This is a genomic window from Janthinobacterium sp. SUN118, from assembly GCF_030397695.1.
Classification (GTDB): Bacteria; Pseudomonadota; Gammaproteobacteria; order Burkholderiales; family Burkholderiaceae_D; genus Janthinobacterium.
On the sequence record NZ_JAPUBV010000003.1, the window covers coordinates 566,076 to 590,047 of the forward strand.

Below are 23,972 nucleotides of genomic sequence, written 5' to 3' on the forward strand. Positions count from 1 at the left end.
GCTAGCGGCGCGCGCGGCGCCGCGCCAGCACGGCGGGATGAGCGGTGGCAGGCGAGGATGAGTGGCGGCGCCGGCGCTCAAATCCACTCTTCCTGGTCCACGCCCTGGTCCGGGAGGTAGGTCAGGTACTGCACCATGCGCGGCAGCGCGCCGCGGTTGGCGGTGGCGCAGTGGGGCAGGGCCTGGTGCCAGATGATGAAATCGCCCGCGTCGCCCGCGACGGGCACGGGACGCAGGTTTTCTACCGCCCATTCGCGGGGCTGGCGATCCGGCGGCACGCTGTCGAGCCATGGCCCGAGGCGGTGCTGGAAGCCGGGCACGCAGTGAAAGGCGCCATGGTCGGCCGGGCAGTCGCTCAGGTAGAGCATGCCCTGCAGCTTGAAGGGCACGGGCAGGCGCAGGCTGACATCCCAGTGCAGTGCGCTGCCGAGGAAACGGTGGCTGGCCGTCTCGGGTGGATTGAAGCTCACCTTGTCGATGGAGGGGTAGATGGCGCTGCTGCCATACAGCTGCTGGTAGGCGCGGCGGATGCGCGCGCCGTGGCGGTTCGCCTCCAGCGCGGGATGGTCGGAAAACTGCAGCATCAGTCCGCGCTTGCCGGGGTGCGGCTGGTACCACGACGCCGTATCGTCGGCGCTGGCGCCAAGGTAATCCCAGATGGCCTGCCGGGCGGCCAGGCATTGTTCGCGCGGCACTGCGCCGCGCAGCACCAGGTAGCCATGTTCCTCGAAGAAGCGCAGGTCGCTGGCGGACAGCAGGTCTGCATGTCCGTCCGCGGCGTGCGACGGGCGCACCCGCGTGCGCGCGGCCAGCCAGCCCTGGAAGGCGTCCAGCGATGGCTGCTGCTGGTGAAGGAATTGCAGCGCGTCTTCCAGCGAAATGCCCAGCCCATACAGCGCCCTGATTTCACGGTTGTCGTTCGACAGCGCCCTGGTGCCGGGCGTGCCGGGGGGCGTGGTGCAATGCTGCCATAAGCGGTGCAGGGAAAGCCAGTCGTCCATGGTGTCCAAGTGGTGGCAGGGGGAAGGAGGAGGTGTCAGCCGGCGCGCAGCCGGCGCCATAGTGTCGTGCGGCTGATGCCCAGGTAGCTGGCGGCGGCATCGCGGCGTCCACCGAAGCGCGCCAGCACGGCGCTGGCGCTTTCGTCTGCCAGGCGCGGCGGCGCGGCGGTTGCTGGCACTGGCGCAAGCGGCGCCGCGATTGAGCCTTGCGCCAGCTCGGGCGCCACGCCCAGCACGAAGGCGGGCGTCAGCGCCTGCAGCGGTTCGGCGGCGAGGAACAGCGCCAGCCGCTCGGCCAGGTTGCGCAGTTCGCGCACGTTGCCGGGCCAGTCGTAGCGGCGCAGCAGCGGCGCGCACGCCTGGACTTCCGCGTGCAGGTTCGGATGCGGGCGGGCGCCCAGCGCCGCCAGCGCGTTTTTCAGCGACCATTCGGCCAGGCCGGGAATGTCGCTGGCGCGTTCGCGCAAGGCCGGCAGATGCAGGCGCAGCACGGCCAGGCGGTAGAACAGGTCGGCGCGGAAGCGGCCTTCGCGGATGCGCTGCTCCAGGTCGCAGTGCGTGGCGCTGATGATGCGCACGTTGATGGCGATGGGCCGCGTGCCGCCCACGCGCACCACCTCGCGCTCCTCCAGCACGCGCAGCAGGCGCGTTTGCAGGGCCAGCGGCATTTCGCCGATTTCATCGAGGAACAGGGTGCCGTGGTTGGCCGCTTCGAACAGGCCCGCATGGCCGCCCCGGCGCGCGCCGGTGAAGGCGCCATCCTCGTGGCCGAACAGCTCCGACTCCAGCAGGGATTCGGCGATGGCGCCGCAATTGATGGCGATGAAGGGGCGGTTGGCGCCCAGGCTGCGCGGGCTTTCGCGGTGGATCGCCTGCGCCACCAGTTCCTTGCCGCTGCCGGTCTCGCCCTGGATCAGTACCGTCGCCGGCGAGCGGGCGAACAGCACCACCGACTGGCGCAGCGCCTCCATCGCCTCGGATTCGCCGCGCAGGTCGTGCAGGCCGTGGCGCGCGCGCAAGGTATCGGCCACCGCCGTGCGCCTGCTACGGCCCGATTCGAGCTGGGTCAGGCGCGCCAGTTCCAGCGCATCGTCGAAGGCGCGCCGGATCGAGGTGGCCGAATACACGAAGACGGCGGCCAGTCCCGCTTCCTCGGCCAGGTCGGTGACGAGGCCCGCGCCGACGACGGCTTTCACGCCGGCCGCCTTGAGTTCATTGATCTGCGCGCGCGCGTCTTCTTCGGTGGCATAGGTGCGCTGAAAAATCTGGAAGCCGAAGGTGGCGGCAAATTCGGCCAGTTCCGGCATCGGGTCCTGGTAGGTGACGACGCCGATCTGCGGCGAGATGCGGCGCGCGCGGGCCAGTGCCTGCATCACGTCGTAGCCGCTGGCCTTGGCGATGATGACGGGCACCGACAGGCGTCCCTTCAGGTAGGCGCCGTTCGAGCCGGCCGCGATGACGGCGTCGCAGCGCTCCGTGGCCATGCGTTCGCGGATGTGGCGCACGGCGTCGTCGAAGCCCAGGTTGATCGGTTCGATCGCCGCCAGGTCGTCGTATTCGAGCGTGATGTCGCGAAACAGGTCGAACAGGCGCGAGACGGAGACGGTCCAGATGACGGGCTTGTCGCGGTGCTCGAGCGGGGGATGGGAGGGACGGCGCATGCTTTATTTTAAACGATTTGTTTCATTATTTTGCGCTGCAACGTCATTGCAACAAGCGCGTTGCAACTGGTCTGTGGTGTTTCAGATATTGCCACGAAGGAATATGAAAAAACCCCTGGAAACTGGTTTATGATCTAGCAGCACCATGATGCCTGGAAGCGTGGCTAGTCCAGGCGCATGTCCGACCCGCCTTTAACCGACCCATGGTGTCCATGAACCGCGTACCGACCAGTCCCGATTTCATCGCCGATGCCTTGCAGCTGATCGCCTTGCCGGCCTGCGCCTGCGATGCCTGCGGCATGGTGGTGGCCGCGAACGGCGCCCTGATCGCCCTGCTGGGTGTGGATATTTCCGGCCGGCTGCTGGCCGACTGTTTCAGCGACGCCTACCGCGTCTCGAGCACCAGCATGCTGCGCGGCGCGCTGGGCGCGGCGGGGCGCGAGCGGCACTGGGACAGCAGCCTGCAGGGCGCGGACCGCGCCATCGCCGTGCAGGTGTGGGCCAAGCCGCTGCCGGCGGGCGATGGCTTGCCGGGCGCGACCCTCGTGTTTGCCGACATCAGCGTGCAGCAGCGCGACCAGCAGGCCTTGCGCAAGACCTTGCTGGAGCAGCAGGCCATCCTGGAAAGCGCGGCCGTCGGCATCGTCTTTTCCAAGGGCGGCTTCATCGAGGAGTGCAATATCCGCGCCGCCGAAATGCTCGGTTATGCGCGCCACCAGCTGACCGGCATGCCCGGCGCGGTGCTGTACCGCTCCGCTGAGCATTGCCGCGCACTGGGACTGGAAGCGGCGCCGCTGCTGTCCAAAGGGAAGCCGTACCGCACCGAGTTGGAACTGCGGCGCCAGGATGGCACGCTGTTCTGGAGCCGGCTGCACGGACGCGCCGTCGACCCGCTGAATACGCACGACGGCACGGTGTGGATCATCGAGGATATCAGCGACCACCGGCGTGACGAGGATCAGTTGCGCCGCGCCCTGCTGGAAATGCAGGCGGTGATGGATAACGCGCCGCTGGCCATCGGTTTCCAGCGCGACAAGGGCGTGCTGCGCTACAACCGGCGCTTCGCCCAGTGTTTCGGCTTCGACGGCGACAGCGGCGTGGGCTTGCCGGTGGTCGACCTGTATCCGTCGCGCGCGGCCTATGAGAGCGTGGTGCGGCAGGCCTCGCCCCTGCTGCGGCGCGGCCTGCCGTTCCAGGGCGAGATGGAGATGCGCCGCCGCGACGGTACCACCTTCTGGGCGCTGGCGTATGGCTATGTGCTCAATCCGGAAAACCAGGCCGACCGCGCGCTGCGCGACACGATCTGGCTGTTCGACGACCGCAGCGCGCAAAAGGCGGCCGAGGAGGCGACGCGTCAGCTGATGCTGGAGCAGCAGGCCATCCTCGACAACGCCTCCGTCGGCATCCTGTTTTCACGCGCGCGCCTGGTCCTGCGCTGCAATCCCCGCTTCGCCGAAATGTTCGGCTACACGCAGGACGAAATGACGGGCTTGCCCGCCGCCGAGCTGTTTCCGTCGGCCGCCGCCTACGAGGAGTTTGGCGTGCAGGCGACGCCGCTGCTGGGGCAGGGCTTGCCGTACGAGCAGGACGAATCGCTGTTCCGCCGCCGCGATGGCAGCCTGTTCTGGTGCCGCATCCGCGCCAAGGCCGTCGACCAGGCGCACAGCGAGCAGGGCGCCATCTGGATACTCGAAGACGTCACCGCCAGCCGGCAGGCGCAGATGGAAGTGGCGGCGATCATGACGAATGCCTCGGTGAGCATCCTGTTTACCAAGAACCGCCAGATCACGCGCTACAACCTGGGCTTTGCCGCCATGTTCGGCTACAGCGGCGACGAGGCGCTGGGCTTGCCGGGGCGCGCGCTGTATGTATCGCAGCAGTCGTACGACTTGCTGGGCGCGGCGGCCTTCCCCTTCCTCTCGGTGGGCAAGCCATTCCAGACGGAAGTGGAGATGATGCGTCGCGACGGCAGCACGCTGTGGGCGCAGCTGATCGCCTATGTCGTCAATCCGGACGACCCCACCGCGGGCACCATCTGGATCATCGAGGACCGCACGGAAGCCAAGCGCGCCGAAGAGTCCTTGCGCAACGCGCTGCTGGAAAACCAGGCCATCCTCGATAGCGCCGTGCTGGGCATCTCGGTGGTGGAGGGCGGCTTCAATTTACGCAGCAACAGCAAGATGGAGGAGCTGTTCGGCTATGCGCCCGGCGCAATGAACGGCCTGTCCGTGCAGGCCCTGTATCCGGACGTGGCGGCCTGGAAGGCGGCGCGCAGCGAGACGGCGCGCGATTTCAAGGCGGGCCGCGTGCACATGTCCGAATACCAGCTGGTGCGCAAGGACGGCAGCCGTTTCTGGGCGCGCCTGTCCGGTCGGCCGTTCGACCTGGCGCATACGCATGGCCGCTCGGTGTGGCTGGTGGACGACGTGACGGCGCGCCGCGAGGCGGCCGAAGCGGTGCGCCGCGCGCGCGACGAGCTGGAACTGCGCGTGCATGAGCGCACGGCCGAACTGGCCGGCGCCAACCTGCTGCTGCAAGGCGAGATCGTCGAGCGGCGCCAGGCCGAGGCGCGCGTGCATCACATGGCTTACCACGACAACCTGACGGGCTTGCCGAACCGCGCGCTGCTGTCGGACCGCCTGGAGCGCGCCATGCTGGCGTCGCAGCGCTCCGGACGCAAGCTGGCCGTGATGTTCATCGACCTGGACCGCTTCAAGACCATCAACGATTCGCTGGGCCACATGACGGGCGATTTGCTGCTCAAGGAAGTGGCCGGCCGGCTGTGCCGCGCGGTGCGCGCCAGCGATACGGTGGCGCGCTTGGGCGGCGACGAATTCGTCGTGCTGGTGCCGGGCATACGCGGAGGCGATGAAGCGGCGCGCGTGGCCGAGAAAATCATCGAGGCCCTGACGCCCGCCTTTCCTCTCGACGGCCACGTGCTGCACGTCACGCCGTCGATCGGCATCTGCGTGTATCCGGACGATGGCGGCGATGTCGATGCCCTGATGCGCCATGCCGATGCGGCCATGTACCATGCCAAGGGCAATGGCCGCAATAACTACCAGTTTTTCACGCAGACGATGAATCAGGCGGCGACCCTGCACTTCGACCTGGAAAGCAGCTTGCGCACGGCGCTGGCGCAAGACCAGTTCGAGCTGTTTTACCAGCCCGTCATCGATATCGCCACGCGCCGCCTGCACGGCATGGAAGTGCTGCTGCGCTGGCGCCGTCCCGGCCACGGCCTGGTGCTGCCGGACCGTTTCATTCCCATCATGGAGGAAAATGGCCTGATCGTGCCGGTCGGCGAATGGGTGCTGCGCCAGGCGTGCGCGCAAAGCATGGCCTGGCAGCGCCAGGGCCTGCAGCCGGTGCCGCTGGCGGTGAACCTGTCGCCGCGCCAGTTCATGCACAAGGGCCTGGTGGCGGCCATCGGCGCGGTGGTGCGGGAAACCGGCATCGACCCGGCGCTGCTGGAATTCGAGATTACCGAGACGGCGCTGATGCAGCATGGCGAGCATACGCTGGAGATTCTGCGCCAGATCAATGGCATGGGCTTGCGCCTGTCGATCGACGACTTCGGCACTGGCTATTCCAGCCTGGCTTACCTGAAGCGTTTCCCCGTGAAGAAGGTCAAGATCGACCGCGCCTTCATCAAGGACCTCGAGCACAGCGGGGAGGACCGCGCCATCGTGGCCGCCATCATCGCGCTGGCCGACAGCCTGCAATTGTCGGCCGTGGCCGAAGGGGTGGAGACGGAGGAGCAGTTCGCCCTGCTGCAGGCGCATGGCTGCCGCTACGCGCAGGGCTATCTGTTTTCGGCGCCCGTGCCGGCGGCGAATGCGCAGGCGCTGCTGGAGCGCCGGGCATAAGCTGCTGCGCCGCCGCCAGGCGCTCCGGATCGGTCAATCGATGGTGGCGACGACAGGTGCGTGGTCGGACGGCTGTTCCCACTTGCGCGGCACGCGGTCGATCACGCAAGCCGTGCAGCGGCCAGCCAGGGCGGGCGACAGCAGGATGTGGTCGATGCGCAGTCCTTTGTTGAGGCGGAAGCCCAACTGGCGGTAATCCCACCAGCTGAACGATTTTTCCGCCTGCTCGAACAGGCGGAAGGCGTCCGTCAGGCCGATGTCGAACAGGCGCTGCAGGGCGGCGCGTTCCTTGTCCGAGACCAGCACCTGGCCTTCCCAGGCGACCGGGTCGTGCACGTCGCGGTCGTCGGGCGCGATATTGTAGTCGCCGACGACGGCCAGCTGCGGGTGCTGCTGCGCCTCTTCGGCCAGCCAGTCGTGCAGGGCGGCCAGCCAGCCCAGCTTGTATTCATATTTGTCCGAGTCGACGCTCTGGCCGTTCGGCACGTAGGCGCAGACGACGCGCACGCCGCCGATGGTGGCGGCCAGGATGCGCTGCTGCGCGTCTTCATAGCGCGGATTGTTCTTCACCACGTCGGTGATCGGCAGCTTCGACAGGATGGCCACGCCGTTGTAGGTCTTTTGGCCGCTGAAGACCACCTGGTAGCCGGCCGCCTCGATGTCGGCGACGGGAAACTTGTCGTCCGTCAGCTTGGTTTCTTGCAGGCACAGTATGTCGACCGGGTTGTCTGCCAGCCACTGCAGCACTTGCGGCAGGCGCACTTTGAGCGAGTTGACGTTCCAGGTGGCTAATTTCATGGGAAAAATCCTTGCTTGAATAGGTGACGATATGGTGTCGATAGGCGCGAATCTTACCGCATGCGTGTCGCCGGCGTCGTGCCAGGCTTGCCGAGCGCCTGCTTTGTTTGCTTGGAAGGAAAATGAATATAAAAAAAGTATTTATTTTTAACCAATCGTGGCGCATGAATATTATGTTTTTGTGTATGATTGATCAACCCCTATGTTTGATTTGGCATAAGTGGTTGGCGCGCTGCGCTGCGTATCGCGTTTTAACGCGACAAAGGTGTAAAGTTTCTCGCTAAAACGCGATAAAAACTACTAAAATGGCACAATGTAACAACTGTGTCACACAGCTTTGTTACGGCCAAGTTGGCAACCAGACAGGAAGCAGTTGTAATTAGTTGTAATTGCTATTCCGAATTACATGACCACTGTGCCCGGGGCGGAACGTAGAGTCCGTCCTTGGCGCCGCCAGACTTGTTATATAAATTGCAGTACTATATCTATGAGACTGTTTTGCGACATCAATAGATGGTACTATTTTGAAATGTTGCAGTTTTAATAGTGAGACTTGCGCGTAGCATTTGCAAAGGAAGAAAATGCGAACTGCATTTGAAGCGTGGGCGCAGCGTGACGGCCACATTGTGCGGCGAAGAGAAGACAAACCGGACGAGTACCTGATTTTCGAGACCCAGCGCCGCTGGGTCATCTGGCAGGCGGCTCTGACGCATGGCAAGACGGCAACCAAGCCGCGGGTCAGCGCGGCCGAAAAGGCAGCGAAGGCGCAGCGTGCGCTGGAGATGTCGTCCGACGAGGCAACGGTGCGCAACAAGGTGCTCAATGAGGTGCTGGACGCCTTCAGCGGTGCCGAAGGCGCCGCCGGCATGGAAGGCATTTTGAAAGTGATCCAGAGCCTGAAGATGAAACAGAAGGCACTGGCCGACGACAAGAGCGAAGATTCCACGGCTTGAGGGGACGGCGATGCGTTATCGGCACTACAAGGGCGGCATTTACGAACTGGTATGCGAAGCCACGCTGGAATCGGATCTGACGCCGATGATCGTCTATCGCGCCGCTGACGGCTCGATCTGGACGCGGCCGAAAGACGTGTTCTTTCAGCTGATCGAAGTCGAGGGCGTCATGGTGCAGCGATTTGCCCCCATTAACTGATGGCAGCCATCGTGCGTGCCCGCAGGGTTACTTCACGCAGGTTTACTTCAAGGTGTCACTTTCATGCATAAATTGCTGGCCGCCGCATTGCTGCTGGGCGCCACGTGCGCCCCGGTGCATGCCGAAACCATCGGTTCCGTCGACACGGTCTTCAAGCTGATCGGCCCGGACCACAAGATCGTCGTCGAAGCCTATGATGATCCCCGCGTGTCGGGTGTCAGCTGCTATCTGTCGCGCGCCAAGACGGGCGGCATCAAGGGCGCCGTCGGCCTGGCGGAAGACAAGGCCGATGCGGCCGTCGCCTGCCGACAGGTGGGGCCGCTGCAATTCAAGGGCAAGCTGCCGCGCCAGGAAGAAGTGTTCACCGAGCGTGCCTCGATCTTCTTCAAGCACGTGCGCGTGGTGCGCATGGTCGACAGCAAGCGCAATGCGCTGGTCTACCTCGTGTATTCGGACCGCCTGATCGAAGGCAGCCCGAAAAACAGCGTCACCGCCGTCGCCGTGCCTGGCGACCAGCCGATTCCCGTGCGCTAGAGGGGGGCCGCGATGCGCCGTCCCGTCAGTGCCCTGTCCGCATCGCTGCTGTTTGGCCTGGGCGGCTGCGCCACCTTGACCGGCAACACCGAGCAGATGGTGCTGGTGCAAACCATCCAGGATAACCGCGAGCTGCATGGCGCCGGCTGTATCCTCAGCAATGACGTCGGCAAGTGGTTCGTCACCACGCCCGGGCGCATCACCATCCGCAAGAGCCGCGAACCGCTGAAGGTCGACTGCAAGAAGCATGGTTCGCCCGCCATCGCGACGGACGGCAGCATCGATCCCAAGCTTAATGGCAGCGTCTGGGGCAATGTCATCCTGACCCTGGGCGTCGGCTATTTCGTCGACCGCAACACGGGCGCCGGCTTCGACTACCCATCCGTCCTGACCATCGTCATGCAGGACCCGGCGCGCATGGCGCCGCCGCCCGCAGCAGTCGCCGCGAAACCGCCCGCGATGCCGGGCGAGGCCACGCCGCAGCCGGTTGTGCAGCCGACGGTGGCGCCGTCGCCGATTCCCGACCCTGTCGTCTATTAAATAGCGCGTCATCAATGCAAAAAAACCGCCATGGTCACGGTGACCTGGCGGTTTTTTTACGGCATCTGGACGCCGGACAGCACCATCGCGAGCGGGAGCTGGTGGTGGCCGGCAAGCGCAGCTGTACTTTATGTACAGCGAGCATCGCCGGCCGCCCATGGCCCCGCGCAGCAGGTTTTGGTCTGGCGTTCCCTTACACGCGGTTGATCAGGAACGTCGTCAGCAGGGGCACCGGACGACCGGTGGCGCCTTTTGCGCCGCCCGATTTCCATGCCGTGCCGGCGATGTCCAGATGCGCCCAGGTGTACTTCTTGGTGAAGTTTTCCAGGAAGGCCGCTGCCGTCACCGAACCGCCGCCTGGCGTGCCGATGTTGGCCAGGTCGGCGAAGTTCGACTTCAGCTGCTCGTTGTACGCCTCTTCGATCGGCATGCGCCAGGCCGTGTCGCTGGCTTGCTTGCCGGCTGCCAGCAGCTCATTGGCCAGCTGGTCATGCGCCGCATCGCTGCGCGTAAACAGGCCGCTGTTGTGGTGGCCCAGCGCGATGACGCAAGCGCCCGTCAGGGTGGCGATATCGACGACGGCTGCCGGCTTGAAGCGTTCGGCGTAGGTCAGTGCGTCGCACAGCACCAGGCGGCCTTCTGCGTCGGTGTTCAGCACTTCGATGGTCAGGCCATTCATGGAGGTGACGATGTCGCCCGGTTTGGTGGCGCGGCCCGATGGCATGTTTTCGCAGGCGGCGATGACGCCGATGACGTTCAGCTTCAGGTTCATTTCACCGATGGCGCGGAAGGTGCCCAGCACCGAAGCGGCGCCGCACATGTCGTATTTCATCTCGTCCATGCCAGGACCGGCCTTGATCGAGATGCCGCCCGTGTCGAAGGTGATGCCTTTGCCGACCAGAACGACTGGCGCATCCTTGGCCTTGCCGCCCATGTGTTTCAGGACGATGAACTTCGGCGGCTGCTCGCTGCCGTTGGTGACGGACAGGAAGCTGCCCATTTTCAGCGCTTCCAGCTGTTTGCGGTCCAGTACTTCGACTTCAAACTTGTAATCCTTGCCCAGCTGCTTGGCCGTGTTGGCCAGGTAGGTTGGATTGGCGATGTTCGCCGGCAGGTCGCCCAGCTTGCGCGTCAGGTCGGAACCGTTGGCAATGGCGATGGCTTGTGCCAGCGCGCCGCGCGTGGCAGCCGTGGCAGGTGCCGACAGGACGATCTTGCGCACGCCCGCTGGCGCTGGATCTTTTTTGCTTTTTTGCGAGTCGCAGCGGTATTCGCTGTCATGTGCGGCCTGTACAACGCAACGGATTGCCCAATTTACGTCGCGCTCTTTCACATCCGTCAGCGGTAGTGCGATAATGGCGTCCGCGGCGCCGAGGGAGCCGAAGGCCTTCAGTGCGGCTTGTACGCCGGTGGCGAAGTTTTTTTCGCCGACAGTTTCATCGCTGCCCATGCCGACCAGCAGAACGCGTTCTGCGACGACGCCATCGATTGCGCGCAGCAGCAAAGTGCTGCCAGGCTTGCCGCTGATGTCGCCGGACTTCAGCGCAGCCGAAATCGCACCCTTGCTGTCCAGCGATTTTGCCGCTGGCGACAGTTTTTTGTTTTCGAATACCGCAACCGCGATGCATCCGCTTTTGGCCGTGCCGAGGGTGCTCTTGGTATCGAATGCTTTTATGCTAAAGTCCATTTGGTTCTCCGTTTTCATTTACTAGTAACGTGTTACTCAACTAACTGACCCGAATTATAAACTCCGAATGATCTTTCAACGCGCCCTTCGACGTGAATTGGCTAGTGCCGCCGGGGCCACCTTCACTGTTTTGTTCAGCATTCTGCTCACCTGGATGCTGATCGGTATTCTCGGCAAGGCGGCGGGCGGCAAGATCGCGTCCTCCGACGTCATGTCCCTGATGGTCTTTTCCGCCCTGATGCAGCTGCCCACCATCCTCATCCTCACCGGTTTCATCGCGGTGCTGATGGTCGTCACGCGCAGCTACAAGGAATCGGAGATGGTGGTGTGGTTCGCCTCCGGCCTGAGCCTGTCGCGCTGGATCTGGCCTGTGCTCAGCTTTGGCCTGCCGCTGGTGCTGGCCACCGGCATCCTGAGCCTGTACGCCACGCCTTGGGCGCAGCAGAAAAGCGACGAATACGTGGCGCGCTTCGAAAAGCGCGAAGACCTGCAGAAAGTCACGCCTGGCCAGTTCCGCGAATCGGCTGGCAGCAACCGCATCTTCTTCGTCGAAGGCGTCAGCGGCGAGAAAAACGTGGTGCAGAACGTCTTCGTCAACACCGTCGATGAAAAAGGCAGCGCCGTCGTCGTCGTCGCCAAGGAGGGCGTGATCAATACCGACGCCCGCGGCGAACGCTTCCTGGTGCTGAAGAGCGGCCGCCGCTACCAGGGCGTGCCGACGCAGGCCGACTTCCAGACCATGGAATTCGAGCAGTACATCATGCGCATCGAGAGCAAGCCGCAGGAACTGGGGGCGGATCTCGGCGTGCGCGCCATGAGCACCATGGCGCTGATCGCCGCGAACAACCAGTACACGATGGCAGAACTGCTGTGGCGCATCAGCGCACCGTTGATCGGCCTGATGCTGATCCTGCTGGCCATTCCGCTGGGCTTTGTCAATCCGCGCGCCGGCAGTTCGGCCAACCTGATCGTGGCCTTGCTGATCTTCTTCTCGTATAGCAATCTGATCAAGGTTGTCGAGGCGAGCGTGAAACAGGGCAGGCTGACGTTTGGCGTGGCCTGGTGGCCGCTGCACCTGCTGGCGGCACTGGCCGTGGTGGCGCTGTTCGCCTGGCGCCTGAACGTCAACCACCGCTACCATCCGCTGGTTCTGCTGGCATCCTTCAAGCGCGCGCGCCGCGCCGGCAACACAAGTAAAGCGGTATCGAAATGAAGATTTTACAGCGCTATTTTGCGGTCTCGATATTCCAGGCGGTGCTGTTCGTGCTGCTGGCCTTCCTGGCACTGCAAGCCTTCATCGACCTGACGGGCGAGCTGCCCAAGGTGGGGCGCAATGGTTACACCATCCAGTACGCTTTCCTGTATGTGCTGGTGCTGGTGCCTGGCCATGTGTACGAAGTGATGCCGATCGCGGCGCTGATCGGCACCATCTATACGATGGCGCAGTTTGCCGCCAGCTCGGAATTTACCATCATGCGCGCGTCGAGCATGTCGACGGCGATGGCGGCCGGCTTCCTGTTCCGCATCGGTATCGTCTTCGTCGTCATCACTTTCATCTTCGGTGAATTGATTACGCCACGCACGGAGCCGCTGGCCGAGCGCCTGAAGCTGACCTCGCGCGGCGCAGCCGTGTCGAGCGAATTCCGCTCGGGCCTGTGGACCAAGGACATGGTCAAGAGCGATGGCCTGACGGGCACCGTCACCGGTTCGCGTTTCTTCAATGTCGGCGAAGCGCAGCCGGACGGGCAGCTGAAAAACGTCAAGCTGTATGAATTTGACACCGATATGCGCTTGCGTACCTTGACCGTGGCCAACGGCGCTACCTATCAGGGCAAGAATATCTGGCGCTTGACGGATGTGACGGAAACCTCGTTCTCGAACAGCGCCACCGCCGCGCCCGGTTACGAGCCGAAGCTGGAAAACTACTATGGCCAGGAAACGAGCATCGTGCGCACCGTGAAAAGCGCGACCAAGGACATGGTCTCGGAAGTGACGCCGAAGATCCTGACGGTGTCGGCCTCCGATCCCGAGCGCATGTCGGCCAGCGAACTGGCCGTATATACGCGCCACTTGGCCGAAAACAAGCAGGAAACGGAGCGCTTCCGCATCGCCTTCTGGAAAAAGCTGATCGATCCGCTGGCCATTTTCGTGCTGATGGCGCTGGCGCTGCCGTTTGCCTACATGCATACGCGCAGCGGCGGCATCAGCCTGAAGATTTTCATCGGTATCATGATCGGCGTGAGCTTCATGCTGGTCAACACACTGTTTTCGCACCTTGGCTTGCTGAGCACCTGGCCGGCCTTCCTGACGGCGGTGGCACCGAGCGCCTTGTATCTGCTGCTGGCGCTGGGCGCCCTGTGGTGGGTGGAGCGGCACTGATGCATGCCACCGGCACGCCCGCGGCCGGCGCGCAGCAGGCGCTGATCCTGTTTGCCCACGGTGCGCGCGCCGCATCCTGGGCCGCGCCTTTCGAACGCCTGCGCGAGCTGACCCAGGCGCGCATGCCCGCAACGTCCGTGCACCTGGCTTTCCTTGAACTGATGACGCCGCGCCTGCCCGAACTGGTGCAGGCGCTGCTGGCCGAACTGCCCGCTGGCGCCACGCTGGACGTCACCGTGGTGCCGGTGTTCCTGGGACAGGGTGGACACGTGCTGCGCGACTTGCCGCTATTGGCGGAAGAGCTGCGCCAGCGGCATCCGCAACTGCGCCTGAACGTGGTCGAGGCGGTGGGCGAGAATGCCGGCGTGCTGGCCGCCATCGCCGACTATTGCGTGGCCGCGCCGGGCGCTACGCAGTCCTCTTGAGCCGCGCTGGTTGCGCGCCTTCCCCTGTGAACATCGATATCGTCTATCTGTGGGTCGATGGCGCGGACCCGGCATGGCGCGCGCGCCAGCAGCAGGCGTATGCGGCATGGGAACAGGCGCATCCCGGCCAGCTGGCCCTGCACGGCAACGTGGCGGGCCGCTATCGCGATAACGGCGAGTTGCGCTACAATCTGCGCGCGCTCGAGCGCTTCTTTCCCGGTCATGGCCATATCTACTTGCTGACGGATCGCCAGGTGCCTGCCTGGCTGCGTTCTTCAAAGCGCCTGACGGTGCTCGATCACCGCAGCCTGATGCCCGAAGCGGCCTTGCCCGTGTTCGACTCGGGCCATATCGAATCGTACCTGCACCATATTCCGGGCCTGTCCGAACGCTTCCTGTACCTGAATGACGATGTGTTTTTGGGGGCGCCATTCGAGCCGGGATTCTGGTTCGGTGAAGGGCAGCGCCGCCACCTGAGCGTCTTCACGGAAAGCGCGTTGCAGGAGGAACCGGAAGGCTTGCGCGCCGATGCGGCGGCGCCCGTCAATTGCGCCACCCTGGCCCGGCAATGGCTGTCGGCGCGCTATCCCGATTACCGGCACGAGGCGCGCCTGTATGCGCATGCGCCGCGCCCCATGCTGAAAAGCGCGCTACACGAACTCGAGGCGCTGGCGCCGGCCATGTTTGCCAGCGTGCGCGCGACGGTGTTCCGCTCATGGCAGGTGCCGGCATTGCTGCCGGACCTGGTGCCGCGCTGGATGGTGCATATGGGGTATGCGCATGCGCGCATTTTCGATCCGCTGCATATCGCCAGTGGCGATGCGGATGCGCCGCTGCAGCTGGAGCAGCTGCTGGCGCGTTTTGGCAGCCTGCCTTTCTTCTGCATCAACGATACCTGCGACGAGGTGGAGGATGATGATCCGCGCCTGCTGCGCGTGGCGGCTACCTTGCAGCGGCTGCTGCCGCTGCCGTCGTCATTCGAATACGCTTAGGCCTGTTTTTTCCTTGGTGCCAGGCTGACGCGCGCTGCCGCCGAGCTGTCGCACAGCGAGGCGAGGAACAGCAGCAGGTAGGCGCCCAGCTCCAGCACTTCCTCGCCCAGCAGCGCATACGCGTCGGGCATGCCGTGGAAGACCTTCTTGTCGAAGGGCCAGCCGGCCACCATCAGCAAGCCGCCAATCAAGGTCAGGATGGTGATGCGCATGCTGAAAATCAGTCCCGCATGGGCGAACACCTTGCGCGCGCGCGGCGCGAAGAAGATCAGCAAGCGTATCAGTATCAGCAATTCCACCACGCGCAGGGCTTTCTCGAGCTGGGCCCAGGCGGGCGCCGTGCCGAACTGGTCAATATCGAGTTCGCGCAGCAGGAAGCCGAACAGCAGGGCGCACAGGCCCGCGTGCATCAGGAAGCGCAGCGCCTGGCGGTCGGACTCCTGCCAGGCGCGCACGCCGTGCACCGTGCAGGCCAGGGCCAGGAACAGCGCCTGCAGCCATTCCAGCAAATGGTTTTCATCGTCGATATTCGGAAACACCGTCCACAGGGCGATGGAGGCAAGCATGCTCAAGAGCACGGCGCTGGCGACGCCGGCATTGCTGCGGCTGAGCGAATACAGGGATTCGCGCACGGTAGAGAAATTCATGTGTTGATCGTGACGGCTAAAGTTGCGCGGCGGCGGTATTGCAGCCCGCAGGCGCAGCTTTTTTCGGGGAGACTGCCGCGCGGTTCCCGTCAGCCGGGATGCCGCACAGCAAGCGCTATGGCGAGGCGAAGCGTAAGTTTCATTGCTGTTACGCAATAACTTCTCGAGAAAAGATGCGTCAGCATCCTATCATGTTTTACCTGGAGACGTCAGTTACTGACTCTAAAGTCGGTAAAATACGCTGTTTTTAATTCAAGCCTGGCGCGCCAGAATGGCGGCTGCTTCTTCGATGGATTGGTGCGTGCGCGTGGCCATGGCCTCGCCCAGCATCACCAGCACGGGACCGTGCGCATCGCCGAGGCCATGCGCCAGTGCGCTCAGGGGCAGGCGCACGATGCGCTGCCCGGGACGGCTGCAGTTTTCGATCACCACCACGGGAGTCGCGGCAGGGCGGCCCTGCGCCAGCAGGCGCCGGGCCGTGACGATGGCTTCGCGTCCGCCCATGTATTGCACCAGGGTGTCGCAGTCGGGAATGGCCGTCTGGTCCGGCTCGCCCGGTGCCGTGCTCGAGGTAAAGAAGGCCACGCTGCGGGCCACGCCGCGCTTGGTCAGCGGCTGCTGCGTGGCTGCCGCCGCCGCCAGCGCCGTGGTAATGCCGGGCACTACTTCCACCGCGATGCCGGCTTCTTCCAGCGCGCGCAATTCCTCGTCGGCGCGGCCGAACAGCATGGGGTCGCCGCCCTTCAGGCGCACCACGATGGCGTGTTTGCGCGCGTGGTCGACCAGTTGCTTGTTAATAAAAGCTTGCGCCGTCGACAACTGGCCGCAACGCTTGCCGACCAGAATCTTTTGCGCCTGCGGGCACAGCTCCAGCATCTCGTCAGTGACGAGCGCGTCGTGCAGCACGACGTCCGCTTGCGCCAGCAGGCGCGCGCCGCGCAAGGTCATCAGGTCTTGCGCGCCGGGGCCGGCGCCCACCAGATAAACCTTGCCGGGGAGAGATGGGGAGCTGTGCATATGGCTGCCTTTCCTGGTCGATGCGCGCTTACAGCCGGACCATGCCGGCGGCGACGGTTTGGTGGGTGACTTCATCGATCAGGATGAACGCGCCCGTGGCGCGGATGTCGGCGTAAGAGTCTGCCGCCAGCGGCTGCTGCACGGTCAGGCTGATGCGGGCGATATCGTTCAATTTCAAGCCGTCGGCCGGATGGCGCTGCTGGGTATTGATATCGAGCAAGGTATCGATGGCCGTCACTTTTGCCGCCGTCTGTTTCGTGCCATGCTTGATCCAGTACTTGCGGCGCAGGTCCAGCGCGTCTTCCGACAGCCAGCACACGTCGGCCACCACCTGTTTCAGCAGGGTGGCGGGGCGATCGACGCTGGCCAGCAGGTCGCCGCGCGAGATATCGAGGTATTCATTGAGCAGCAGGGTCACGGACTGGCCCACCACGGCCGTCGGCAGCGAGCCGTCCAGCGTGACGATATCCTTGACGGTGGCCGTCTGGCCCGACGGCTGCACCACCAGCGTGTCGCCGATGCTGACCTTGCCCGCCTCGATGCGGCCCATGTAGCCGCGGAAGTCGTTCGCTTCATGGCCATTGTGGCGCGCCACCAGCTGCACGGGGAAGCGGAATGGCGCGTCGTGCGATTCATCGTAGACGGACAGCGATTCGAGCAGTTCGATCAGCGTCGGCCCCGTGTACCAGCCCAGCTTCTCGCCCCGCTCGACGACGTTGTCGCCGGTCAAGGCCGACAGCGGGATCGGCGTGATGTCCTTCAAGCCCAGCGACTGGGCGAATCCGCGGTAGGCGGCCACGATGCGGTTGTACACCGTTTCGTCGTAGTCGACGAGGTCCATCTTGTTGACGGCGACGACCACGTGCTCGATCTGCAGCAAATGGGCGATGGTGGAGTGGCGCTTGGTCTGGATCAGCAGTTCCACGCTGCCATCGTCGCCGAGTTTGACTTTCGACACGTCGATCAGGATGATGACGGCGTCGGCGGTGGATGCCCCCGTGACCATGTTGCGCGTGTATTGCTCGTGGCCGGGCGTATCGGCGATGATGAACTTGCGCTTCGGCGTGGCGAAGTAACGGTAGGCCACGTCGATGGTGATGCCTTGCTCGCGCTCCGCTTCCAGGCCGTCCGTCAGCAGCGACAGGTCGACCGTGTCGCCCACCGTGCGCTTGTGCTTGGAGCGCGACATGGCGTCGAGCTGGTCGGCGAAGATGCCCTTGCTGTCGAACAGCAAGCGGCCGATCAGGGTGCTCTTGCCGTCATCGACGGAACCGGCCGTGATGAAACGCAACATGCCGCGTTCGACGCTGTTGCTGAGTGTGGTGTTCTGGATTGCTGCGTTCATTAGAAATACCCTGCTTTCTTGCGTTTTTCCATCGAGGCTTCGGAAGTCTGGTCATCCATGCGGGTGGCGCCACGCTCCGTGATTTGCGTGATTGCCGTCTCGGCGATGATGGCGTCCACCGTGGCGGCATCGGACGAGACGGGGCAGGTGCACGAGATGTCGCCCACGGTGCGGAAGCGCACGACTTGCGTTTCCACCGTTTCGCCTTCGCGCGGCGGCGTCAGGTCCGTCAGCGGCACCAGGAGACCGTTGCGCGGGATCACCTGGCGCTCGTGCGCGAAGTAGATCGGCGGCAATTCCAGCTGCTCGCGGGCGATGTATTGCCATACGTCCAGTTCGGTCCAGTTCGAGATGGGGAAGACGCGCATGTTCTCGCCCGGGTGCACGCGTGTGTTATACAGGTCCCACAGCTCGGGGCGCTGGGCTTTCGGGTCCCAGGCGCCGAATTCGTCGCGGAACGAAAAGATGCGTTCCTTGGCGCGGGCTTTTTCCTCGTCGCGGCGGGCACCGCCGATGCAGGCGTCAAAGCCGTGCTCGGCGATGGTTTCCAGCAAGGTCACGGCTTGCGCCGCGTTGCGCGAGTCCGTGGCCGGGTTGCGCAGGCGCACGGTACCGCGCTTGATCGAGTCTTCGACGGAGCCGACGATCAGGCGTTCGCCCAGTTGCGCCACCTTCTTGTCGCGGAAGGTGATGACTTCCGGGAAATTGTGGCCCGTGTCGATATGCACGAGGGGAAAGGGGAACTTGCCTGGGCGGAAGGCTTTCTCGGCCAAACGCAGCAGGACGACGGAATCCTTGCCGCCGGAGAACAGCAGGGCGGGATTGGCCGACTCGGCCGCCACTTCGCGCATGATGTGGATGGCTTCCGACTCAAGGCTGTCGAGGTGGCGCTGGTTCAAAATATTGCTCATATTGGATGCTTTCTTGTTCTGCTGCGTCTGTTATGTCTGTTCAGGCTGCCACGGATTTGATGCGTATCAACTTGCCGTCCACCATGTGCAGGCCGCATTCCTTGGAATCCGGATTTTCCCACCACCAGCGTCCGGCGCGCACATCTTCGCCCGGCTCGATGGCCCGCGTGCATGGTTCGCAGCCGATCGACGGGTAGCCCTGGTCGTGCAGCGCATTGTAGGGTACGTCGTTGGCGCGGATGTAGGCCCACACGTCTTCTTCCGACCAGTCGGCCAGCGGATTGAATTTCGTCATGGCGTGCGCCGCGTCGTCTTCCTGCACATGCAGTTCGGCGCGCGTCGTGGATTGGGCGCGGCGTTGTCCCGTGACCCAGGCCTTGTTGCCGGCCAGGGCGCGGCCCAGCGGCTCGACCTTGCGGATGCGGCAGCATTCGCGGCGCATCTCGACGCTGTTATAAAAGGCGTTGAGACCGTTCTGCTCGACGTAGGCGGCCACCGCTTCCGCTTGCGGCCGGTACAGGGCGATGTCGTGGCCGTAATGGGCCTTGACCTTGTCGAGCACGGCCAGGGTTTCCTGGTGCAGCCGGCCTGTTTCCAGGGAAAAGATGCCGATGGGCAGCTTTGCCTTGAGAATCATGTCGGTCAGCACCATGTCTTCGGCTGCCAGGCTAGAAGCGAACACGGCCGGCGAAAAGTCCGCGGCGATGCGTGTCAGCGTTTGCTCGGTGGCGTCAATTAAAGAAGTCAGATCGCTCATGGGTTTACCTTCTGCCTTTGCCTCAGATGCCGGCCGCGTTGTCGAGGTCGGGATTCTGGCCTTCGCGGTGGTGGCGGCGGAACAGCGGCGACTTCTGGTCCCACGACGCCTGGTAGGTTTCCGAGAACACGGACAGGCCTTTCAGCGCCTCATGGATGCTGCGGTCGGGGCGCGTCGCATACGCGTCGAAGCCGACGCGGTGCATGGAAAACAGCTGGTCGCGCAAGACGTCGCCGATGGCGCGCAATTCGCCTTGGAAACCGAGGCGGGCGCGCAGGTTGAAGGCGATGGAATAGCCGCGGCCATCCGTGAACTTCGGAAAGTCGACGCCGATGACGGGCAGTTGCGCCACGTCGGCCGCCAGCTCTTCCGGCCGCTCGTCGCTGGCCAGCCAGACGCCGATGTCGGGCTGGCGAGCCAGCAGGGCGTCGCGCTGGGCTTGCCACACGGGCAGGGGCACGATGACCTTGCCCGCAGGAACGATCACCGTTTCCGGCGTTTCGCCCTCATCGAGGCGCAGCAGGCCCCAGCTATTTGGCACCACGGCGGCGTTCTTGATGATTTCTTCGCGTACTTCAAACATATTCGTCTTCTCCCACCAGGTTGCCGACGGTGATCGGCGTTGCATATACGTGTTCCTTGAACGGCGCCAGGCCCAGGCGCTGGGCCGTGTCGACGAAACGCTCGCCTTCGTGGCGGTCGCGCACGTAGACGTGCAGCAGGCGGCCGATGACTTCAGGCATCTGCAGGGAAGAGAACGAGGGGCCGATGATCTTGCCGATGGCGGCATGGTTGCCCTGGGCGCCGCCGATCGACACTTGATACCATTCGCTGCCATCCTTGTCGACGCCGAGGATGCCGATGCTGCCCACGTGGTGGTGACCGCAGGCATTGATGCAGCCGGAAATGTTCAGCTCGATCTCGCCGATGTCGTGCTGGAAGTCGATGCTGTCGAAGCGTTCCGCGATGGCGGCCGCGATCGGCAAGGACTTGGCGTTGGCCAGCGAGCAGAAGTCGCCGCCCGGGCAGCAGATCATGTCGGTCAGCAAGCCGATGTTCGGCGTGGCCAGGCCGTGTGCCTTGGCTTCCTGCCACAGCTTGAACAGTTTCGACTGCTCCACGTCGGCCAGCACCAGGTTTTGCTCATGCGTGACGCGCAGTTCGCCAAAGCTGTAGCGGTCGGAGAGATCCGCCACGAAGTCGATCTGCTCGGCCGTCGCGTCGCCCGGCGGCACGCCCGTCTTCTTCAGCGACAGCACCACGGCCACATAGCCGGGGCGCTGGTGCGGCTTGACGTTGCGCGCCAGCCAGTTCACATAGGCCTTGTTGTCCGCGTGTTCAAGCTTGTAGTCGAGTTCCGGCAGGGCCAGGTAGGCGGGCGGATTGAAAAAGTCCGCCACGCGCTGCATTTCCTCGGTCGTCAGGGTTTCCGGACCATCTTTCAGGTCGACCCACTCTGCTTCCACCTGGCGCGTGAATTCTTCCACGCCGATGGCTTTCAGCAAAATCTTGATGCGCGCCTTGTATTTGTTGTCGCGGCGGCCGTGCAAGTTGTACACGCGCATGATTGCTTGTATATATGTAAGCAAGTGCTGCCATGGCAGGAATTCGCGCACCACGCTGCCGAGGATGGGCGTGCGGCCCATGCCGCCGCCGGCCATCACCTTGAAGCCCACTTCGCCGGCGGCGTTGCGCACGGCCGTCAAGCCGATGTCGTGCACGGCGATGGCGGCGCGATCTTCCACGGCGCCATTGATGGCGACCTTGAATTTACGCGGCAGGGCGATGAATTCCGGGTGGAAGGTGCTCCACTGGCGCAGCACTTCCGCGTACGGGCGCGGGTCGATGATTTCATCGGCGGCAACGCCGGCGTAGGGATCCGATGTTGTATTTCGGATACAGTTGCCCGAGGTCTGGATCGCGTGCATTTCCACGGATGCCAGGTCCGTCAGGATATCGGGTGTCTGCTCCAGCTCGATCCAGTTGAACTGGATGTTCTGGCGCGTGGTGAAGTGGCCATAGCCGCGGTCGTACTTGCGCGCGATGTGTGCGAACATGCGCATCTGCTTCGACGACAGCAAGCCATACGGCACGGCGATGCGCAGCATGTAGGCGTGGCGTTGCATGTACAGGCCGTTTTGCAGGCGCAGCGGAATGAATTCCTCTTCCGTCAGTTCATTGGCGATACGGCGCGCAACCTGGTCTCGGTACTGGGCGATGCGTTCTTTGATGATGAGGTGGTCGTACTGATCGTAATGGTACATATCAATTCCTAAAAAAGCCGGGGTGCTGGAAGATTGCCTGGGATTATGTTCTTGATACTGTGTTTGTCACTTAATAGATTAGCTTTACTGCCACGCCGGTCAAGGTCATCGCCAGCAGGACGCGTAAAAACTTTTCCGGCACCGAGCGGGCCACCCAGGAGCCGAGCGTGATGCCGGGCAGGGAGCCGACCAGCAGCGAGGCCAGCAATTCCCAGTGGATGGAGCCGAGCCACCAGTGGCCGAGCGCGGCGATGGCCGTCAGCGGCACGGCGTAGGCGATGTCGGTGCCCGCCACTTCGGCCGAGCTCATGCGTGGATACAGCATCACCAGCAGGGTGGCGCCGATGGCGCCGGCGCCGATCGACGACACCGTCACCAGCACGCCCAGCACGGCGCCGGAAAAAATGGTCGCGGCGGCAAGCTTGTTGCCTTGTAATTGTTTCTCCGGATGGGCATTGATCCAGGCCAGCATGCGGCCCTTGAAGATGAGCGCCACCACGGTCAGCAGCACGGAGCCGGCGATGGAGTAACGGATGATCTGGCCGATTTCCGGCGACAGGGTGCCGAACGACTTCAGCGCCAGGGTCGAGACGACGGCGGCGGGCAGGGCGCCGATGCACAGGCGCTTGACGATATCCCAGCGGATGGTGCCGCGCAGACGGTGCGTCAGCGTGCCGGCGCTCTTGGTGATCGAGGCGAAGGCCAGGTCGGTGCCGACGGCCACGGACGGCGGCACGCCAAACAGCAGGGTTAACAGGGGGGTCATCAATGAACCGCCGCCCACGCCGGTCATTCCTACGAGTAATCCAACGGCAAATCCTGAGACTATATAAGACAAAGTCATACGTGTACCCCCAAAGTACCCGCAATAGTAATAAACTTAGTGTTTATTCCAAACTACTTAGTACGCATTTGCTTATATGCGATATGCGTATATGCATGAGCGCAAAATCATGGGTGGGGCGGAAACCGGCATATCACGGCAATCTAGGGCAAACCAGCAATGAACCTCCATCAACTGCGCTTCGTGCGCGAAGCGGTCCGGCAGAACTACAACTTGACGGACGCCGCCAAAGCCTTGTTCACGTCGCAACCGGGCGTGTCGAAAGCCATCATCGAGCTGGAAGAAGAACTGGGCGTGGATATTTTCACGCGCCATGGCAAGCGCATCCGCGGCTTGACGGAACCGGGCCGCCTGGTGCTGGAGTCGGTCGAGCTGATCATGCAGGAAATCGACAGCATGAAACGCATCGGCAAGGAATTCGCGGCGCAGGACAGCGGCAGCTTCACCATCGCCACCACGCATACGCAGGCGCGTTACACCCTGCCCAAGGTGGTGCAGGCATTCATGCTGAAATTCCCCAAGGTAAGATTGTCGTTGCTGCAAGGTAATCCGCGCCAGATCGCCGAGATGGTGCAGCGCGACCAGGCCGATCTCGCCATCGCCACCGAATCGATCGCCGCCATCGATGGCCTGATCACCTTGCCATGCTATCAATGGGAGCACGTGGTGGTGGTGCCGGTCGACCATCCGCTGCTGAAATCGAAGTCCGTGACCCTCGAGGAAATCGCCGCTTTTCCCTTGATTACCTATGACAGCGCGTTTGCCGGACGCAATAAAATCGACCATGCTTTCGTGCTGCGCGGCTTGAAGCCGGACATCTTGCTCGAAGCCATAGACGCCGACGTGATCAAGACTTATGTCGAGTTGGGCATGGGGATTGGTATCATAGCGGGTATGGCCTTCGATGCCGAGCGCGACAAAGGCTTGCGCGCTATCCCTGTCGGGCACCTGTTCGGCATGAATGTGTCGCGCGTGGCCGTCAAGCAGGGCGCATATTTGCGCAGCTATATTTATACCTTTATCGAGTTGCTGACGCCGACCCTGAACCGCAAGCTCATAGAGCAGGCGATGAGCGGTGATAAAGAGCACTACGAACTATAACCATGCAGGACACGGGCGGGCGATGTGCCTGGCCCGGATTATTTAGAA

General features: G+C 63.5%; 22 protein-coding genes. 10 read left to right on the plus strand and 12 right to left on the minus strand.

Going from position 1 to position 23,972, the window contains the following annotated elements; genetic code table 11:
- Window positions 1-77: 77 nt before the first annotated feature.
- Window positions 78-1,001 carry a phytanoyl-CoA dioxygenase family protein gene (locus O0880_RS21670; RefSeq protein WP_289888696.1) on the minus strand — a complete coding sequence of 308 codons (924 nt, stop codon included), beginning with the start codon at window positions 999-1,001 and terminating at the stop codon, window positions 78-80.
- Between the two features lie 35 nt (window positions 1,002-1,036).
- Window positions 1,037-2,662, minus strand: a complete 1,626-nt coding sequence (prpR, locus tag O0880_RS21675) for a propionate catabolism operon regulatory protein PrpR (protein WP_289888697.1) — start codon at window positions 2,660-2,662, stop codon at window positions 1,037-1,039.
- 212 nt (window positions 2,663-2,874) lie between these two features.
- Between prpR and O0880_RS21680 the strand changes: the two genes are divergently transcribed.
- Window positions 2,875-6,531, plus strand: coding sequence for a bifunctional diguanylate cyclase/phosphodiesterase (locus O0880_RS21680; protein WP_289888698.1), 3,657 nt, complete (start codon window positions 2,875-2,877; stop codon window positions 6,529-6,531).
- A gap of 33 nt (window positions 6,532-6,564) precedes the next feature.
- Here O0880_RS21680 and xth read toward each other — a convergent pair whose 3' ends face one another.
- Window positions 6,565-7,329, minus strand: a complete 765-nt coding sequence (xth, locus tag O0880_RS21685) for an exodeoxyribonuclease III (RefSeq protein WP_071324798.1) — start codon at window positions 7,327-7,329, stop codon at window positions 6,565-6,567.
- A 581-nt stretch (window positions 7,330-7,910) separates the two neighbouring features.
- On the opposite strand from xth, the gene O0880_RS21690 reads away from it, so the two are divergent.
- From O0880_RS21690 to O0880_RS21705, 4 genes are all read left to right on the plus strand, one after another.
- Window positions 7,911-8,282 (plus strand): hypothetical protein, encoded by a 372-nt coding sequence (locus tag O0880_RS21690; RefSeq protein WP_071324797.1) that lies wholly within the window; start codon window positions 7,911-7,913, stop codon window positions 8,280-8,282.
- Between the two features lie 10 nt (window positions 8,283-8,292).
- Complete coding sequence (locus tag O0880_RS21695; RefSeq protein ID WP_065306721.1) at window positions 8,293-8,481, plus strand: DUF1653 domain-containing protein; 189 nt, start codon at window positions 8,293-8,295, stop codon at window positions 8,479-8,481.
- A 63-nt stretch (window positions 8,482-8,544) separates the two neighbouring features.
- Window positions 8,545-9,015, plus strand: coding sequence for a CreA family protein (locus O0880_RS21700; RefSeq protein ID WP_289888699.1), 471 nt, complete (start codon window positions 8,545-8,547; stop codon window positions 9,013-9,015).
- Window positions 9,016-9,027: 12 nt separating this feature from the next.
- Window positions 9,028-9,555 carry a hypothetical protein gene (locus O0880_RS21705; protein ID WP_289888700.1) on the plus strand — a complete coding sequence of 176 codons (528 nt, stop codon included), beginning with the start codon at window positions 9,028-9,030 and terminating at the stop codon, window positions 9,553-9,555.
- 193 nt (window positions 9,556-9,748) lie between these two features.
- On the opposite strand, the gene O0880_RS21710 is transcribed toward O0880_RS21705, so the two are convergent.
- The gene (locus tag O0880_RS21710; protein WP_289888701.1) at window positions 9,749-11,242 is read right to left on the minus strand and encodes a leucyl aminopeptidase; all 1,494 of its coding nucleotides are present in this window, start codon (window positions 11,240-11,242) and stop codon (window positions 9,749-9,751) included.
- Window positions 11,243-11,309: 67 nt separating this feature from the next.
- On the opposite strand from O0880_RS21710, the gene lptF reads away from it, so the two are divergent.
- From lptF to O0880_RS21730, 4 genes are read left to right on the plus strand one after another with little or no spacing between them, the layout of a single operon-like run.
- Window positions 11,310-12,455 (plus strand): LPS export ABC transporter permease LptF, encoded by a 1,146-nt coding sequence (gene lptF, locus O0880_RS21715; protein ID WP_289888702.1) that lies wholly within the window; start codon window positions 11,310-11,312, stop codon window positions 12,453-12,455.
- Window positions 12,452-13,621, plus strand: a complete 1,170-nt coding sequence (gene lptG / locus O0880_RS21720; RefSeq protein ID WP_289888703.1) for an LPS export ABC transporter permease LptG — start codon at window positions 12,452-12,454, stop codon at window positions 13,619-13,621. The genes lptF and lptG overlap by 4 nt, the downstream gene beginning before the upstream one ends.
- Window positions 13,621-14,046 (plus strand): CbiX/SirB N-terminal domain-containing protein, encoded by a 426-nt coding sequence (locus O0880_RS21725; RefSeq protein WP_071324792.1) that lies wholly within the window; start codon window positions 13,621-13,623, stop codon window positions 14,044-14,046. Before lptG ends, O0880_RS21725 begins: the two co-directional genes overlap by 1 nt.
- Window positions 14,047-14,072: 26 nt before the next feature.
- Window positions 14,073-15,038, plus strand: a complete 966-nt coding sequence (locus O0880_RS21730; protein ID WP_289888704.1) for a Stealth CR1 domain-containing protein — start codon at window positions 14,073-14,075, stop codon at window positions 15,036-15,038.
- On the opposite strand, the gene O0880_RS21735 is transcribed toward O0880_RS21730, so the two are convergent.
- The 8 genes from O0880_RS21735 to O0880_RS21770 form a co-directional block, all read right to left on the minus strand.
- Window positions 15,035-15,685 carry a hypothetical protein gene (locus O0880_RS21735; RefSeq protein ID WP_289888705.1) on the minus strand — a complete coding sequence of 217 codons (651 nt, stop codon included), beginning with the start codon at window positions 15,683-15,685 and terminating at the stop codon, window positions 15,035-15,037. The two genes, O0880_RS21730 and O0880_RS21735, sit on opposite strands and share 4 nt — an antisense overlap.
- 252 nt (window positions 15,686-15,937) lie before the next feature.
- Complete coding sequence (cobA, locus tag O0880_RS21740) at window positions 15,938-16,702, minus strand: uroporphyrinogen-III C-methyltransferase (RefSeq protein ID WP_289888706.1); 765 nt, start codon at window positions 16,700-16,702, stop codon at window positions 15,938-15,940.
- Between the two features lie 28 nt (window positions 16,703-16,730).
- A complete protein-coding gene (locus O0880_RS21745) occupies window positions 16,731-18,047 on the minus strand; it encodes a GTP-binding protein (RefSeq protein WP_289888707.1) in 1,317 nt (438 codons plus the stop codon).
- A complete protein-coding gene (gene cysD, locus O0880_RS21750; protein WP_071324787.1) occupies window positions 18,047-18,958 on the minus strand; it encodes a sulfate adenylyltransferase subunit CysD in 912 nt (303 codons plus the stop codon). The genes O0880_RS21745 and cysD overlap by 1 nt, the downstream gene beginning before the upstream one ends.
- Before the next feature lie 40 nt (window positions 18,959-18,998).
- Window positions 18,999-19,715 (minus strand): phosphoadenylyl-sulfate reductase, encoded by a 717-nt coding sequence (locus tag O0880_RS21755; protein WP_071324786.1) that lies wholly within the window; start codon window positions 19,713-19,715, stop codon window positions 18,999-19,001.
- A 22-nt stretch (window positions 19,716-19,737) separates the two neighbouring features.
- Window positions 19,738-20,298, minus strand: a complete 561-nt coding sequence (locus O0880_RS21760; protein WP_289888708.1) for a DUF934 domain-containing protein — start codon at window positions 20,296-20,298, stop codon at window positions 19,738-19,740.
- Window positions 20,291-21,979, minus strand: a complete 1,689-nt coding sequence (locus O0880_RS21765; protein WP_071324784.1) for a nitrite/sulfite reductase — start codon at window positions 21,977-21,979, stop codon at window positions 20,291-20,293. Before O0880_RS21765 ends, O0880_RS21760 begins: the two co-directional genes overlap by 8 nt.
- A gap of 70 nt (window positions 21,980-22,049) precedes the next feature.
- Window positions 22,050-22,823 carry a sulfite exporter TauE/SafE family protein gene (locus O0880_RS21770; protein ID WP_289888711.1) on the minus strand — a complete coding sequence of 258 codons (774 nt, stop codon included), beginning with the start codon at window positions 22,821-22,823 and terminating at the stop codon, window positions 22,050-22,052.
- A 159-nt stretch (window positions 22,824-22,982) separates the two neighbouring features.
- Between O0880_RS21770 and O0880_RS21775 the strand changes: the two genes are divergently transcribed.
- Entirely contained in the window at window positions 22,983-23,924 is a 942-nt protein-coding gene (locus tag O0880_RS21775) for a CysB family HTH-type transcriptional regulator (RefSeq protein WP_034751505.1), read from the plus strand.
- Window positions 23,925-23,972 lie beyond the last annotated feature (48 nt).

Coding starts and splice junctions, on each gene's coding strand:
- O0880_RS21670 (WP_289888696.1), bottom strand. CDS start 1,001: ATGGACGACTGGCTTTCCCTGCACCGCTTATGGCAGCATTGCACCACG.
- prpR (WP_289888697.1), bottom strand. CDS start 2,662: ATGCGCCGTCCCTCCCATCCCCCGCTCGAGCACCGCGACAAGCCCGTC.
- O0880_RS21680 (WP_289888698.1), top strand. CDS start 2,875: ATGAACCGCGTACCGACCAGTCCCGATTTCATCGCCGATGCCTTGCAG.
- xth (WP_071324798.1), bottom strand. CDS start 7,329: ATGAAATTAGCCACCTGGAACGTCAACTCGCTCAAAGTGCGCCTGCCG.
- O0880_RS21690 (WP_071324797.1), top strand. CDS start 7,911: ATGCGAACTGCATTTGAAGCGTGGGCGCAGCGTGACGGCCACATTGTG.
- O0880_RS21695 (WP_065306721.1), top strand. CDS start 8,293: ATGCGTTATCGGCACTACAAGGGCGGCATTTACGAACTGGTATGCGAA.
- O0880_RS21700 (WP_289888699.1), top strand. CDS start 8,545: ATGCATAAATTGCTGGCCGCCGCATTGCTGCTGGGCGCCACGTGCGCC.
- O0880_RS21705 (WP_289888700.1), top strand. CDS start 9,028: ATGCGCCGTCCCGTCAGTGCCCTGTCCGCATCGCTGCTGTTTGGCCTG.
- O0880_RS21710 (WP_289888701.1), bottom strand. CDS start 11,242: ATGGACTTTAGCATAAAAGCATTCGATACCAAGAGCACCCTCGGCACG.
- lptF (WP_289888702.1), top strand. CDS start 11,310: ATGATCTTTCAACGCGCCCTTCGACGTGAATTGGCTAGTGCCGCCGGG.
- lptG (WP_289888703.1), top strand. CDS start 12,452: ATGAAGATTTTACAGCGCTATTTTGCGGTCTCGATATTCCAGGCGGTG.
- O0880_RS21725 (WP_071324792.1), top strand. CDS start 13,621: ATGCATGCCACCGGCACGCCCGCGGCCGGCGCGCAGCAGGCGCTGATC.
- O0880_RS21735 (WP_289888705.1), bottom strand. CDS start 15,685: ATGAATTTCTCTACCGTGCGCGAATCCCTGTATTCGCTCAGCCGCAGC.
- cobA (WP_289888706.1), bottom strand. CDS start 16,702: ATGCACAGCTCCCCATCTCTCCCCGGCAAGGTTTATCTGGTGGGCGCC.
- O0880_RS21745 (WP_289888707.1), bottom strand. CDS start 18,047: ATGAACGCAGCAATCCAGAACACCACACTCAGCAACAGCGTCGAACGC.
- cysD (WP_071324787.1), bottom strand. CDS start 18,958: ATGAGCAATATTTTGAACCAGCGCCACCTCGACAGCCTTGAGTCGGAA.
- O0880_RS21755 (WP_071324786.1), bottom strand. CDS start 19,715: ATGAGCGATCTGACTTCTTTAATTGACGCCACCGAGCAAACGCTGACA.
- O0880_RS21760 (WP_289888708.1), bottom strand. CDS start 20,298: ATGTTTGAAGTACGCGAAGAAATCATCAAGAACGCCGCCGTGGTGCCA.
- O0880_RS21765 (WP_071324784.1), bottom strand. CDS start 21,979: ATGTACCATTACGATCAGTACGACCACCTCATCATCAAAGAACGCATC.
- O0880_RS21770 (WP_289888711.1), bottom strand. CDS start 22,823: ATGACTTTGTCTTATATAGTCTCAGGATTTGCCGTTGGATTACTCGTA.
- O0880_RS21775 (WP_034751505.1), top strand. CDS start 22,983: ATGAACCTCCATCAACTGCGCTTCGTGCGCGAAGCGGTCCGGCAGAAC.